Annotated in this window: 12 protein-coding genes; 9 read left to right on the forward strand and 3 right to left on the reverse strand. The window is 44.2% G+C overall.

Translation table 11 applies throughout. From position 1 onward, the window contains the following. Positions 1-56 precede the first annotated feature (56 nt). Both AC075L_RS10415 and AC075L_RS10420 read right to left on the reverse strand, forming a co-directional pair. Positions 57-830: a hypothetical protein gene (locus AC075L_RS10415; RefSeq protein ID WP_476387621.1), complete on the reverse strand. Its 774-nt coding sequence runs from the start codon at positions 828-830 to the stop codon at positions 57-59. Further along, positions 799-1,176, reverse strand: coding sequence for a heparan-alpha-glucosaminide N-acetyltransferase domain-containing protein (locus tag AC075L_RS10420; protein WP_476387622.1), 378 nt, complete (start codon positions 1,174-1,176; stop codon positions 799-801). The genes AC075L_RS10415 and AC075L_RS10420 overlap by 32 nt, the downstream gene beginning before the upstream one ends. Before the next feature lie 484 nt (positions 1,177-1,660). Between AC075L_RS10420 and AC075L_RS10425 the strand changes: the two genes are divergently transcribed. The 8 genes from AC075L_RS10425 to mobB all read left to right on the forward strand — a co-directional run bounded on the left by AC075L_RS10425 (position 1,661) and on the right by mobB (position 12,707). Beyond that, on the forward strand, positions 1,661-2,143 hold the full coding sequence (locus tag AC075L_RS10425) for a complex I 24 kDa subunit family protein (RefSeq protein WP_008706192.1): 483 nt from the start codon (positions 1,661-1,663) through the stop codon (positions 2,141-2,143). Beyond that, positions 2,140-4,017 (forward strand): NADH-quinone oxidoreductase subunit NuoF, encoded by a 1,878-nt coding sequence (locus AC075L_RS10430; RefSeq protein ID WP_022380635.1) that lies wholly within the window; start codon positions 2,140-2,142, stop codon positions 4,015-4,017. The genes AC075L_RS10425 and AC075L_RS10430 overlap by 4 nt, the downstream gene beginning before the upstream one ends. Before the next feature lie 13 nt (positions 4,018-4,030). Then, complete coding sequence (fdhF, locus tag AC075L_RS10435) at positions 4,031-6,739, forward strand: formate dehydrogenase subunit alpha (protein ID WP_476387623.1); 2,709 nt, start codon at positions 4,031-4,033, stop codon at positions 6,737-6,739. A gap of 210 nt (positions 6,740-6,949) precedes the next feature. Beyond that, positions 6,950-8,674 carry a [Fe-Fe] hydrogenase large subunit C-terminal domain-containing protein gene (locus tag AC075L_RS10440; protein ID WP_476387624.1) on the forward strand — a complete coding sequence of 575 codons (1,725 nt, stop codon included), beginning with the start codon at positions 6,950-6,952 and terminating at the stop codon, positions 8,672-8,674. Continuing rightward, positions 8,661-9,863: a PP2C family protein-serine/threonine phosphatase gene (locus AC075L_RS10445; RefSeq protein ID WP_476387625.1), complete on the forward strand. Its 1,203-nt coding sequence runs from the start codon at positions 8,661-8,663 to the stop codon at positions 9,861-9,863. Before AC075L_RS10440 ends, AC075L_RS10445 begins: the two co-directional genes overlap by 14 nt. A gap of 216 nt (positions 9,864-10,079) precedes the next feature. Next, the gene (locus AC075L_RS10450) at positions 10,080-10,514 is read left to right on the forward strand and encodes an MOSC domain-containing protein (RefSeq protein WP_128866312.1); all 435 of its coding nucleotides are present in this window, start codon (positions 10,080-10,082) and stop codon (positions 10,512-10,514) included. A 506-nt stretch (positions 10,515-11,020) separates the two neighbouring features. Beyond that, on the forward strand, positions 11,021-12,178 hold the full coding sequence (locus tag AC075L_RS10455; RefSeq protein ID WP_476387627.1) for a molybdopterin molybdotransferase MoeA: 1,158 nt from the start codon (positions 11,021-11,023) through the stop codon (positions 12,176-12,178). A 16-nt stretch (positions 12,179-12,194) separates the two neighbouring features. After that, positions 12,195-12,707 (forward strand): molybdopterin-guanine dinucleotide biosynthesis protein B, encoded by a 513-nt coding sequence (mobB, locus tag AC075L_RS10460; RefSeq protein ID WP_022380641.1) that lies wholly within the window; start codon positions 12,195-12,197, stop codon positions 12,705-12,707. Here the strand turns inward: mobB and fdhD are convergent. Continuing rightward, positions 12,682-13,500 (reverse strand): formate dehydrogenase accessory sulfurtransferase FdhD, encoded by an 819-nt coding sequence (gene fdhD, locus AC075L_RS10465; protein ID WP_226852729.1) that lies wholly within the window; start codon positions 13,498-13,500, stop codon positions 12,682-12,684. The two genes, mobB and fdhD, sit on opposite strands and share 26 nt — an antisense overlap. Before the next feature lie 210 nt (positions 13,501-13,710). Between fdhD and moaA the strand changes: the two genes are divergently transcribed. Continuing rightward, on the forward strand, positions 13,711-14,671 hold a 961-nt coding region (gene moaA / locus AC075L_RS10470; protein WP_476387626.1), incomplete at its 3' end, for a GTP 3',8-cyclase MoaA.

Here is a 14,671-nt window from a genome sequence, read left to right on the forward strand (position 1 = left end):
ATGAAACAAAGATCATAAAATGTGGTCTGTTTTTTGTGCAGATAAAATGCATTCTGCTATTTTCTGTTTTTTATTTTATCTGTAATTATGATGTATCCATGTACAAGAAGATCAGTCACGATCAGTGCTGCCACTGACAATATCAGGCATTCTTTTACCCCAAATTCGTAAAAAGCAGCAAAACCGGCAAGTGTCCAGTAAACTCCGATATGTACGGCATACATCTTTGAAATCTGTTTTGAGTAATAACACAGTTTATTATATCCGAATTTCCATTTTTCCATCATTGGCATGATACGAAATGCAGCTGCAAACACAAATATGATACTGCAGAAACTTCCGAGCACCTTTGCAAGCCCCGGGATTCTGTATTGTTCGATCATATAATTAAAGAATCCCTCAATGCCCGGATGTAGTACAATGCAGCATATAAACCATACCGCCGCAGTAATCCCACATATGATCCCGCTTTCTTTATAAAAGTTTCCTTTTTCATCTTCAGGGATTCTTCTGAGCACTTTTCCAAAAACATATCCAAGAAATACATAACTCAAATATGGGAAGAAGCAGAAGCTGGTTTCACCTTTTCCACCGAAAGTCATATCCAGGATCCAGTTAATTGCCGGATCATCAGAAACCAGCAACTTTGTAAATGGTGATATGATTCCGACTATTACAGCACTTATGACATATCCCCTTAAGCTTACATTTAATTTCCTGTAGACCGCAAGCACCAGATAGCACATACCGGCTATAAAGAATATATTTACGAATGTAAGCATGGAATAAAGATTTGCGTCATATAATTCTCTGCTGCCTGCCAGCTTCAACTGTAATGGAATTTCTTATATTAAAACTGATTGTCATTACAGCTGCATAGCATAAATTGCTTAATCCCTGATAGAATAACAGCTTTATGCCGTTTTTAACCATATCTTTGGGCTGGGAATGGCGTGTGAAAGCACTTCCGAATCCCATGGTAAACAGATACAGGCAGGCACCTGTCGGCATGAAGAGCGCAAACAGAATCTTATGTACATTTGATTCGGCTGCTGCGACACCACCTATTGTCTGAAATGAATGTATAAATACTATCATGATCGACGGGAAACCCTTTACCAGATCAAGTTCCCTCTGACGTCCTGTATTCACTTCTTTTTCTTTCAAAGAAAACATACTTACCTCCTCCTTTATCCGGATATTTTCAGTGAGAACGGAACACTTATCTTTTGCCACTAATATCATATGGACAGTGTAGACACAGGCAGAATCATAGCACAATCATAATATTCCTGACATTGTACACACACCACGTACATTACTGTTTACTCCGTTCTCAGTAACATAGCCAAAATTCATTCCAAATTGTCTGCGGCAATGGAATTTTGGCTTGTATGTCTCGGGATAGTGGTGCGCAAACAGTAACAAATTATTCAGTTTGATTCAGTTTAGTTGGGTTTACATCTGAGATGGTTTAGTATTGAACAAAGCTGATAAAAATTAGAGCAAACAAAACAAACATCTATAGAGGAAAATGATAAAAAATTAGAAAATTTCTATAAATGCGCTTGTGAAAATGACGAAAAAGGCATATAATTAACGTTACAATATGTAAAGAGTGCAATAAAAAGAGAAAAAACAGGTATAAGGAGGGTGCGAAATGCTAGATCAGTCATTTTATCAGAAAGCGGATGAGATCATTGCTTTCTATGGTAAAAAGCCGGCATCACTGATTCCGATCATGCAGGATATTCAGGGGGTGTACAGATATCTCCCGGAAGAATTGCTTACATATGTTGCGGAGCAGATCGGTGTGACAGAAGCGAAAGCGTTCAGTGTTGCCACATTCTATGAGAATTTCTCATTTGATGCGAAAGGTAAATATGTGATCAAGGTCTGTGACGGAACAGCCTGTCATGTAAGAAAATCAATACCGGTTCTGGAGGAACTTTATAAGAAACTGGGGCTGTCAAAGACAAAGAAGACGACAGACGATATGATGTTTACTGTGGAAACAGTTTCCTGTCTTGGTGCCTGCGGACTTGCACCGACTATGATGGTCAATGAAGAGGTATATCCGAGAATGACTCCGGAGAAGGCAGATGAGCTGATTGATAAACTGAGAGGGGGCGAACAGGGATGATCCAGAATAAGGAAGTATTGGAGCAGATCAGAGAAGAAGCTGTGAAAGAACTTAATTCTTATGACTGTCGTATTCTTGTCTGTTCAGGTACCGGATGTGTGGCAACCGGTTCTCAGAAAATCTATGAGAAATTCATGGAGATTGCCAAAGATGCTCCGGGAGTTACCATTGAGTTTGGACCTCATGACAAAGATGCACATGTAGGTGTAAAGAAAACAGGATGTCAGGGTGTCTGTGAACTTGGACCACTTGTTCGTATCCAGAAAGGCGACGATGTGATCCAGTACACGAAGGTTCAGATCGAAGACTGCCAGGAGATTTTTGAGAAGAGTGTTCAGGGTAATGAGACTATCGAGAGACTGCTTTACCAGAAAGGCGGTAAAGTAAGCCGCGGACCGGAAGATATTCCGTTTATCGCGAAACAGACCCGTATTGTTCTGAAAAACTGTGGTAAGTTTGATGCAGAATCTCTGAATGAGTACATAGCAAGCGGCGGTTTCCAGGCTCTGGAGAAAGCAATGTTTGAGATGGATCCGGATCTGGTCATTGATCAGGTTGATAAATCCGGTATCCGCGGACGTGGCGGCGGCGGCTTCCCGGCAGGTAAGAAATGGATTCAGGTAGCACGCCAGGCTGATCCTGTTCATTATGTAGTTTGTAACGGTGATGAGGGTGACCCGGGAGCATTCATGGATGGTTCTGTAATGGAAGGTGATCCTTACCGTCTGATCGAAGGTATGATGCTTGCAGCTTACGCAGTAAGAGCACAGCATGGTTATATTTATGTACGTGCAGAGTATCCCCAGTCAGTAGCACGACTGAAACACGCTATCGCAGTTCTGGAAGAAGTGGGACTGTTAGGCGATGATATCCTTGGAACAGGATTCTCCTTCCATATGCATATCAATCGTGGTGCAGGTGCTTTCGTATGTGGTGAAGGTTCTGCCCTGACTGCATCTATCGAAGGAAGCAGAGGTATGCCCCGTGTAAAACCGCCACGTACGGTTGAGCAGGGACTTTGGGCGAAACCTACTGTTCTGAATAACGTAGAAACTTATGCAAATATTCCGGAGATCATTCTCAAAGGTGCAGACTGGTACAGAAGTATCGGTACAGAAGGTTCTCCTGGAACAAAGACCTTCTCACTGACAGGTTCTATTGAGAATACAGGTCTGATCGAGGTTCCGATGGGAACAACTTTAAGGGAAATTATCTTTGATATCGGCGGAGGACTGAAATCCGGTGCTGCGTTTAAGGCTGTTCAGATCGGCGGACCATCCGGTGGATGTCTGACAGAAGAACATCTGGATGTACCCCTTGATTTTGACTCTGTTAAGAAATACGGTGCGATCGTTGGTTCCGGTGGTCTGGTTGTTATGGATGAACATACCTGTATGGTAGAGGTTGCACGTTTCTTTATGGGCTTTACCCAGAGAGAATCCTGCGGTAAATGTGGTCCCTGCCGTATCGGTACCAAGCGTATGCTTGAGATCCTTGAGAGGATCGTAGACGGAAAGGGTGAAGTAGAGGATCTGGATAAACTGGAGCATCTTGGAAACTTCATCAAGGACCGTTCACTCTGCGGACTTGGAAAGAGTGCACCGCTTCCTGTACTTTCCACATTAAGGAACTTCAGAGATGAATATGTAGAGCATATCGTTGATAAAAAGTGCGCGGCTCATGTATGTAAGGCAATGCGTTCTTATGTGATTGATCCTGAGAAATGTAAAGGATGTACCAAGTGTGCGAGAAACTGTCCGGTTGGTGCGATCACAGGCAATAAGAAAGAGCCTCACAGCATTGATACCTCCAAGTGTATTAAGTGCGGAACATGTCTGGAAAATTGTGTATTCGGCGCAATTTCTGTGAATTAAGGAGGGTGAAAAGATGATTCATTTGACAATAGATGGAATTCCTGCAGAAGTGGAAAAAGGTACGACCATTCTGCAGGCTGCCAGACAGATCGGAGTGGAGATTCCTACACTCTGCTATCTGGAAGATGTATTGCCGGATGGTTCCTGTCGTTTGTGCGTGGTAGAAGTAACAAACAACGGAAGAACCAAATTTGATACGGCATGTACACTTCGCTGCTCAGAGGGTGATGAAGTACAGACAATGTCAGAGAAGGTAGTTGCATATCGTAAAGATACTCTCGACCTCCTTCTTTCCGACCACCGTGTACACTGCTTCTCCTGTGAGGCAAACGGCGACTGTAAATTACAGGACTACTGTTTTGAATATGGTGTGACTGAGACAAGCTATCCCGGTGAAATGAAGGATATGCCCATCGATGATACCAATAAATTCTTTACCTATGATCCAAGCCTGTGTATTCTCTGCCATCGCTGTGTGAATACATGTAAGGAAATCGTGGGAAGAGGTGCGATCGATACTATGGACCGTGGTTTCCAGTCAGTGATCGGTGCACATTACAAGCATAAATGGAACGAAGGTATCTGTGAATCCTGCGGTAACTGTGTTCAGGCCTGTCCGACAGGTGCGTTAACCATGAAGCGCAGAAAGAAATATCGTCCATACCAGATTGACAAGAAGGTTCTCACTACCTGTCCTCACTGTGCAACAGGCTGCCAGTATTATCTCCTTGTAAAAGACGGAAAGATTGTAGATACAGAAGCTGTAAACGGACCGTCCAACAAAGGACTGCTCTGTGTTAAGGGACGCAGTGGATGTTTCGATTTCGTACAGTCACCGGAGCGTATTAAATATCCGCTGATCAAGAATAAAGAGACAGGTGAATTCGAACGTGCAACATGGGATGAGGCACTGGATCTTGTTGCTTCTAAATTTATGGAGATCAAGAAACAGTACGGCTCTGATTCCCTTGCTGGTTTTGCATGCTCCAGATCACCGAATGAAGATATTTACATGGTACAGAAGATGGTTCGCTGCTGCTTCGGCACAAACAATACAGATAACTGTGCACGTGTATGTCATTCCGCATCTGTAGCAGGTCTTGCGATGACTCTTGGCTCAGGTGCCATGACAAACCCAATTGAGGATATCACAAAGAATGCAGATCTGATCATGCTGGTTGGTTCCAACCCTGAGGAAGCACATCCTGTAGTCGGCATGCAGATCCGTCAGGCCATCAAGAGAGGCTGCAAGCTGATCGTAGTTGATCCTCGTGATATCGGTCTGGCTAAGAAAGCAGATATCCATCTGAAACTGAAACCTGGTACAAATGTTGCTTTTGCAAACGGCATCATGAATGTGATCCTTTCTGAAGGTCTTCAGGATGACAAGTTCATTGCAGAGCGTACCGAAGGTTTTGAAGAATTAAAGGAAATCGTAAAAGATTACACACCTGAGAAGGTAGCTGAAATCTGCCACATTGACGCAGACGATCTGAGAAAAGCAGCGATCATGTATGCAAAAGCTGACCGCGCTCCAATCATCTACTGTCTTGGTGTAACCGAACATTCCACAGGTACAGAGGGCGTTATGTCCATGTCCAATATGGCAATGATGGTTGGTAAGCTTGGACGTGAAGGCTGTGGTGTTAACCCGCTTCGTGGACAGAATAACGTACAGGGTGCCTGCGATATGGGCGCTCAGCCGAATGTATATCCAGGATATCAGAAGGTTACTGATCCTGCAGTTCGTGAGAAATTTGAGAAAGCATGGGGTGTAAAACTTGATCCGAATATAGGAACTCATGCAACTGATGTATTCCCGAAAGCAATCACAGGCGAGATCAAAGGTCTGTATATCTATGGTGAGGACCCGGTAGTTACTGATCCGGATACCACACACATTATCAAAGCATTAAAGAGTCTTGATTTCTTTGTACTTCAGGAACTTTTCATGACAGAGACAGCTCAGTATGCAGATGTTATCCTTCCTGGTGTAAGCTATGCAGAGAAAGAGGGTACATTTACCAATACAGAGCGCCGCGTACAGAGAGTCCGCAAGGCTGTCACAGTACCTGGAGAGATGAGACTGGATACAGATATTATTATTGATCTGATGAACCGCATGGGATATCCGCAGCCACATCTGACTTCTGCTCAGATCATGGATGAGATCGCATCCCTGACACCGAGTTTCGCAGGTATCAGCCATGAACGTCTTGACAGTGAAGAAGTTCATGGACAGGGACTTCAGTGGCCATGTACCTCCAAGGATCATCCGGGAACACCGATCATGCATGTTGGTAAATTCTCCCGCGGTCTTGGCTGGTTCTACCCTGCAAAATATGTACCGTCAGCAGAACTTCCGGATAAGGAATATCCGATCATCCTTATGACAGGACGTATTCTGTATCATTACACAACAAGAGCCATGACAGGAAAGACACCTGAGCTTATGGAGATAGAAGGTAAGTCATTTATCGAAATGAACATCGTAGATGCCGATAAGCTGGGTATCAAAAACGGTGATAAAGTCAGAGTTTCTTCCAGACGAGGATCCATTGAATCTACCGCTCGTGTAGGTACAAAGACCTCACCGGGTGAGAGCTGGATGCCATTCCACTTCCCGGATGGAAATGCAAACTGGCTGACCAACGCCGCACTTGACAAATACGCAAGAATTCCTGAATATAAGGTATGCGCAATTAAGATTGAGAAAGCATAAAACAATATCGGAGACAAAGTTCCGGATCTGATATCGTAAATATTATATGGGGCTGTCGCACATGGATCTGCTGTCCTTGCGGCAGCTCCATATTCCTTTATGGAAAGGCAAAAATAATCATTTGGCAGTACATCATTCTGTGAAAATACGGAACGGTTACAGATAATTTTTTGTGAAAAATATAGTGTTACATAATAAGGAGTACGAGGCATGCAGAGATTTCAGTCAATCCTTCAGTTTAAAAAAGTCAGTTGTAAAAATTGTTACAAATGTGTCCGGAACTGCCCGGTCAAGGCGATACGTGTTCATGATCATCAGGCCAGGATCATAGAAAGTCAGTGTATTTACTGTGAGAAGTGTATCCTTGTCTGCCCGCAGGATGCCAAGGAAGAGCAGAATATGATTCCTGCAATCTGCAATGCAATGGAGAATAAGACGCAGGTTATAGCCTCTCTTCATCCAGCATATCTGGCATGTTTTGGGGTAACCGGTATCAATGGAATAAGGGAAGCGATGAAGAAGCTGGGATTTGCAGATGCAGCGGATGCAGCAGAAGGTGCAAGCCTGATGATTTCGCAGTACAGAGCACTTTTTGCGGAACAGAAAGAGCCGGGAATAATGATCTCTTCTGCCTGCCCTGTAATCGTACAGCTTGTCAAGAAACACTATCCGCATCTTCTGGGAAATCTGGTACAGTCTGCCTCTATGATGCAGTTTCATGCCAGTTATCTGAAAAAAAAATATCCGAAGGCAGAGATTGTCTATGTAAGTCCCTGTATTTCAGCTATGTCAGAGTTGAGAGACTCAGGAAATGAAGTGGATTATGTGATTACATTGGAAGAGCTGGTGCAATGGATGAAAAAAGAAGGGATTTCCATAACTGAGAAAGAACCTGAGCAGATTGCCTACCGTTCCAGAGAAATCGCCATTGCGGACGGTTTAACAGACCTGCTTGGGGCTGTAAAGGGAATCCGCAGGCTTTCTGTAAGTGGGATGGAGCAGTGCAGGGAGGTTCTGGAAGAACTTCATCCGGAGGATTTTGAAAATTGCTTTCTTGAGATGTATGCATGCAGCGGCGGCTGTGTGGCAGGTCCTTCTTTCCAGATGAAGAAGGGACATTATCTGGCAGATGTTCTGGCAGTGAAGAATGCAGCCTTTGGAAAAGATTTTCACAGAGAGCAGGGAGACTATGAACTTCCGGGATTTGAGCTGAGAAAGAATTTCGGTTACTGTTCTGCACAGGAACAGGAAGAGGTCTCAGAGGAAGAAATCAGGGATGCTCTGGCGGAAATGGGAAAATTTTCTCCAAAGGATGAATTAAACTGCGGTGCCTGCGGGTACAACACATGCAGGGAAAAGGCAATTGCCATTATCCAGAATAAGGCTGAGGTTGCCATGTGTATTCCATATATGCGGGCAAAACAGGAAAGTTACTCCAATAAAGTCTTTAATGCCATGCCCGGACTTCTGGTAACTGTGGATTATAATCTGAAGATCATTCAGATGAATGAGGCGGCGTCCAAATTGTTCAATATGCCGAAAAAGCGGCGCCTGATCGGGAAACCGGTATCGGAGATCATGAATGATTACAGTCTGGCGAGTATACTGGCTTTTGAACGGAATCTGATGCAGGATGAGATTTATCTGGAGGATCAGAAATGTTATCTGGATCGCGTAATGACGAATGATAAAGAAAATAAAATGATTCTCTGCATTATGAAGGATATTACAAAGGAGCGGAAGCATAAAGATCAGATTCATAATGCCCAGATTGAAGCTGCGCGTATGGCAGATAAGCTGGTAGAAGAACAGCTGAAGATCGTGCAGCAGATCGCCGGACTTCTTGGAGAAACTGCTGCGGACACCAAAGTGGCAGTAGAAAAACTGAAAAATACCATACTTCTGGAGAGTGAAGAAGAGAATGAAAAGAAATAAGCATCATGGACTGAATGTGGAATTTGACGGCTTATGCATGGATTTTGGTCATGTGAGCCTGAATAAAAAGAAAGAATTTCTCTGTGGGGACTGCTATAAGATTGAAGAAAATGATGAAGACCATGTTCTGGTGCTTTCTGACGGACTTGGGAGCGGAGTAAAGGCGAATATCCTTTCCACGCTGACTGCGACCATGCTCAGTACCATGATCATTAATCAGGTGGAACTGGATGAGGCAGTGCGTGCAGTGGCAAAAACGCTTCCTGTGTGCAGTGTGAGAAATCTGGCATATGCCACCTTTACAGTGCTGAATTTTCAGGGGAAACAGGTAAGCCTTTATCAGTTTGATAATCCGGATGCAATTCTGATCCGGGATGGCGAGCTCTTTGATTATCCGGTGGAGACAAGTATGATCGAAGAGAAGGAAATCCATAAAAGCTGTTTTGAACTGAAAGATGAGGATATGCTGATCATTATGTCCGACGGTGTCACCAATGCGGGAATGGGAAAAACTACCAACGGCGGCTGGGGAAGAGATGATGTAATGGCTTTCTGCAGGGCAAAGTACCATAAAGGGATGAGCGCACAGGAGATGGCAGGCTATCTGGCAGAGGCCAGCCTGGATCTGAATCTGAATGAAACGGATGATGATATTACAGCCATTGTTCTGCGGATGCGGCATAAACAGGTGGTAAACCTTATGATCGGTCCGCCAAGTAAGGAGGAACATGATGAGCGATATCTGAAGTCCTTTTTCGATTCAGAGGGATATCATGTAATCTGCGGCGGAACTACTGCACAGTGTGCTGCTAGGTATTTGGATAAAGAGCTGATCTCTCTTAGTGAAACTGCCTGCGGAGACGTTCCTGCCTATTATAAGCTGGAAGGTACAGAGCTGGTGACAGAGGGATTTCTTACGATTGAGCATTTACTTGAATATTGTGAAGAATGGATGGAGGACAGGCTGTCCTTTAACAGGCTGAAACGAAAAAAGGATGCGGCAGCATTGCTTGGTATGATGCTGTTTGAGCAGGCAACGGATATTAATTTCTACTTCGGTGGTGCTATCAATAAGAGTAACGTGGAACTGGGAATCACAGAAAAAAGGAAAGAACAGGCAGTAGAAGAACTTGTGGAGCATCTGCAGAATGCAGGAAAGAATGTGAATATTGCATTCTGGGCGATCTGAGAAAGCAGGAAAAACAGCAGTACGTGGTTTTATAAAGAGATATCAGGGTTACTGTTCACTGGTAATATCCCGCGAGGTGTTTTTTGTGAGCGAAGGTCACAGAAAACCCGAGACATACCGCGCGAATTTATGCGATTAGCATAAATTCTGTGCATCGCGAAGCGTGTTGCTGTGAACGGAGTGAACAGTAACACATCAGGAAGGATGAGACAGAAAATGGCGAAGATATTATGTGTATGCATCAGTAAGGAACGCAAGACCTGCTCGCAGAACATTCATGAATGCGAAGCTGATCTGCAGGGACTTGTGGGAGATGTGCATTATGGAATGGGCGGAAGAAAGCAGGTCAGTCTTCTTCCTTATGAGAAAGTAAAAGAATATTTTGAACATTCAGGAGAAGATTTCAGATATGGCCGGTTTGGAGAAAATCTCCTTGTGGAAGGGATTGACTGGAACAGTATTGCGGAGGGGAACAGATTTCGTTGTGGAGATGTACTTCTGGAAGCAGTCAGGATCGGTGCGGGCGGTCCTGCATCAGATGCTTATAAGGGAGAAAAGGTATGCACGCCCATGGAACCCTGGTTTGTATTCTGTCAGATTCTGGAGGCAGGGAGGCTGAGAGAAGGAGAAATCATTCTCCAACAGAGATGAAAAATATGTAATTCTTCAGCAGTGGGCTGAATATTATGATGTTATAGCAATTTCCGAAATACTGAAGACAATCTGGTTTATGAAAAATAAGGCTCTAATGGAGTATCTTAGTGATATTATTCTCTGAAATTGCTATAGAGTTCAAAGGGTAAAACTATAGCAATCCTCGTAAATAATGCATTTAAGAACAGTTCAGCAGAGTGCGAAAGACAAGGAAGATATCTGCAGGCGTGCTGACGCACGGCAAAGATATCTGACGCAGGATTTCACACTCTGATGAGCTGGATTAAGATGCATTATTTCAGAGGATTGCTATAATATATCCGTCAATTGACCCGGTGGTTATAAAGGTATTGAAAAGACTATAAAAAATGTAATATACAAGAGGAGGAATTAGTGCGTGGAGGGAATCAGTGTAGAACAGGCAGTGGAACAGATTCTGCAGCATTACGCCTGTAATAAACGAGACAGAAGAAACAGAACTGAATAAAGCAGGGGGAAGAGTCCTGGCGCAGGATATGGTGGCAGGGTTTGACAATCCTCCTTTTGACCGCTCTCCGGTAGATGGCTATGCGTGTAAGGCAGAGGACCTTGCAGGTGCCGCTAAAGAGCATCCGGTGAGGCTGAAAGTCATGGAAGAGATTGATGCCGGACAGTATTCGGAAAGAGAAATCCAGCAGGGACAGGCAGTGCGCATTATGACAGGTGCTGCAATACCCAATGGCTGCAATTGCTGTATTTATCAGGAGGATACCGATTATGGCGAAGATACGGTAGAAGTTTACAGCGAACAGAAGCGATGGAGTAATTATTGCTTCGCAGGAGAGGATTTTAAAAAAGGAACTACACTTCTGAAAAAAGGAACACATATCGGATATGTGGAGGCAGCAATTCTGGCCGGAATGGGAGTGGCGAAAGTGCCGGTTTACCGTCAGCCGAGAATCGTGCTTCTGACTACAGGAGATGAGGTGGTAGAACCGGGAATTCCATTGCCGGAAGGAAAAATTTACAACAGCAATATGACAATGCTGTCTGCCAGACTGCGTGAACTGGGAATCGAATCTTTCCATATGGAAGCAGTCAAAGATGATCCGACGGTTATGTCTGAGAAATTAAAAGAAGCAGCAAAAGTGGCAGATATGATCATCACTACGGGAGGTGTATCTGTAGGCAAGAAGGACATTATGCATGAGTCCCTGAGACTGATGGGGGCAGAGCGGATTTTCTGGAGGGTAAAGATGAAACCGGGAATGCCTACACTGTTTTCTGCATATAAAAAGACTTCCGATATAACTGCAACAGATCATTGCGCTTCAGAAAGAGAGATTCCGATCATCAGTCTCTCCGGAAATCCTTTTGGTGTTGCAGTCAGCATAGAACTTTTGATTCGTCCTGCACTGGAAAAAATGATGCAGGATCCATCAATCGGTCTGAAAGAAGTAAATGGCATTATGGCTGATAACTTTGAAAAAGGAATCAAGGGCCGCCGCTTTATCCGGGCATATCTGGAAAATGGAAAATTTCATCTTCCCAATGGTCTTCACTCTAACGGAGTCCTCAGTTCCATGGCCGGCTGCAATTGCCTGATTGATACAAAAACCATGGAAAATCAGGAAAGCAGAAGCCTGAACGCAGGGGATAAAGTGGGCGCGATTTTGCTTTGAGAGGAGCAGCAAACAGGTGGAAAGAAAAAGAATATTTGCAATCAGCGGTGTAAAGAATTCAGGGAAAACAACTCTGATCTGCAGGCTTTTGGAGATTTTTAAAGACAAGGGCCTTAAAGTGGCGGTGTTGAAGCATGACGGGCATGATTTCGTGCCGGACGTACCAGGAACGGATACATACTGTCAGCTTCAGTCCGGAGCCTACGGCACAGCAGTTTTTTCAGCAGGCAAATATATGCTGGTAAAACAGCAGCCGCAGATTTCCGAAAAAGAGCTGGCAGAATTTTTTCCGGAGGCAGATCTGATCTTACTGGAAGGATTTAAATACAGTACTTATCCGAAAATTGAAATTATCCGTAAGGGAAATTCGGCAGAAAGTGTCTGCAATCCAAAGAAACTGATGGCGATCGCCACAAACCTGGATGCAGAGGAAAGAGATGCACTGTCTGTACTGGAAAATGTTCCATTCTTTGAACTGGACAATGCAGAGTGTATTGCAGAATTTATTCTGTCGGATTATTTCCGGTAAAGAGTTTCATACGGTCACGTCGCGCGGCACAGATAAGGGTAAGGTGGTATTCTTTGGCCATGGCAACTGCCTCGGCGGAAGGGGATGCCTTGCTTGCCAGAACCGGTATTCCGGCGCGGATTGCCTTGATCGCCATATCTGTAGGGATACGTCCACTGGAATAAACCACGCATTTTTTCAGGTCAATATTATGGCGCAGGGCATAACCGATGGCCTTATCCAGAGCATTATGACGTCCGATATCTTCGCACTGAAAGAGCAGTTCTCCGTCACAGGCAAGAAAACAGCTGTGAGTTGCCCAGGTCTGGCTGTGAAGCGGGGTACCATTGGCGAAACAGTCTGCAAGATCAAAGATCCACTGTTTTTTCCATGGGACAGGTGTAACTGGCGTCATTGGCTGATCTGTGATAAAATAATCATTAAGAACACGATTTCCGGTGCAGCAGGTCGGAGTAGGAGCAACATAATCTTCATTTTCCTCATGAGACTGCCCGGATTTATTTTTACTCAGGATCACGCGGGCACGTTTGCCGAATTCACAGATGTAGATCTGCTCCACATCCTCGGCAGATGAGATGATACCTTCCGTAAAGAGGCGGCCGAGAACCAGTTCTGTCAGATGTTGTGGGATACAGACCAGTTTCATGGTCAGACGTTCATTTACATATACATCCATCATGTGTTCCACAAGGATTGGTTCCGTTTCTTCATGAGTTTCTCCGTCACGACCCAGAAACTCATAGGTAACATTCTCGAGCAGATTCAGGTTGTGGTATTGTTCGTTGATTTTCATAGGACAGTTCCTTTCGTCCGGTAAGGATTTTAATAATCTTGATACATTAAGTATAGACTGCGGAGTATGGAGTGTCAAACGATTATGAGAGAAAATATTGCCTGTGATTTTGACGGCGAATAACAGAAGAAAAGGTTACAAAGGTTGCGGTTCACCCGTATCCGGTAACAGGAAAATCAATTATTAGAAAGTAAAAGGCAGGTAGAGCCGATGATAGACAAATATGGAAGAGAAATAGATTATTTAAGGATTTCCCTGACAGACAGATGTAATCTGAGATGCATTTACTGTATGCCGGAAGAAGGCGTAAAATCCCTTTCTCATGCAGAAATCCTCACATACGATGAGATTCTCCGCATCTGCAGGTGCGCAGCAAATCTGGGAATCCGTAAGATTAAACTGACAGGCGGTGAGCCTCTTGTTCGTAAGGGCTGTGCAAGTCTTGCAAAACAGATCAAGGCGATCACGGGAATTGAGAAAGTGACATTAACAACAAATGGAATCCTGCTCGCTGAGCAGCTGGATGCATTACTGGATGCAGGAATTGACGCCATTAATATCAGTCTGGATACTTTGGATCCGGAACTGTTCAAAAAAGTAGCGAGACGTGACGGACTGGAAAAGGTATTTGAGGGAATCGAAGCAGCACTTGCACATCCGGGACTTTCCCTGAAGATCAACAGCGTTCCGGTGATCAAGGAAAAAGAAAACTTCATCGGGATTGCAGGACTGGCGCAGAAATATCCAATCCATGTGCGCTTTATCGAGATGATGCCAATCGGATTTGGAAAACAGTTCCCATTCCAGGATGAAGAATCTATCAAAGCAGTACTGGAAGAAGCCTACGGTCCGATGCATGCAGTCAATGAACGCTACGGAAACGGCCCATGCCATTACTATGAAATCGCAGGATTTAAGGGAAAAATCGGATTTATCAGTGCCATGACCCACAAATTCTGCAGTCAGTGCAATCGAGTACGTCTTACATCCGAAGGATTCATGAAAGGATGTCTCCAGTATCAGAAAGGTACAGACCTGCGGGGGCTTATGCGCGGCGGCTGCACAGATTCGGAACTGAAAAAAGCAATTTATCAGGTGATCTGGAATAAACCGGTGAGCCATAATTTTTATGAAGCGAAGACAGAGCAGGATGAAATCAGAGGAATGTCAC

The sequence above is a fragment of the Blautia sp. ZXY-1-B12 genome (genome assembly GCF_056339915.1).

Coding starts and splice junctions, on each gene's coding strand:
- AC075L_RS10420 (WP_476387622.1), bottom strand. CDS start 1,176: ATGTTTTCTTTGAAAGAAAAAGAAGTGAATACAGGACGTCAGAGGGAA.
- AC075L_RS10425 (WP_008706192.1), top strand. CDS start 1,661: ATGCTAGATCAGTCATTTTATCAGAAAGCGGATGAGATCATTGCTTTC.
- AC075L_RS10430 (WP_022380635.1), top strand. CDS start 2,140: ATGATCCAGAATAAGGAAGTATTGGAGCAGATCAGAGAAGAAGCTGTG.
- fdhF (WP_476387623.1), top strand. CDS start 4,031: ATGATTCATTTGACAATAGATGGAATTCCTGCAGAAGTGGAAAAAGGT.
- AC075L_RS10440 (WP_476387624.1), top strand. CDS start 6,950: ATGCAGAGATTTCAGTCAATCCTTCAGTTTAAAAAAGTCAGTTGTAAA.
- AC075L_RS10445 (WP_476387625.1), top strand. CDS start 8,661: ATGAAAAGAAATAAGCATCATGGACTGAATGTGGAATTTGACGGCTTA.
- AC075L_RS10450 (WP_128866312.1), top strand. CDS start 10,080: ATGGCGAAGATATTATGTGTATGCATCAGTAAGGAACGCAAGACCTGC.
- fdhD (WP_226852729.1), bottom strand. CDS start 13,500: ATGAAAATCAACGAACAATACCACAACCTGAATCTGCTCGAGAATGTT.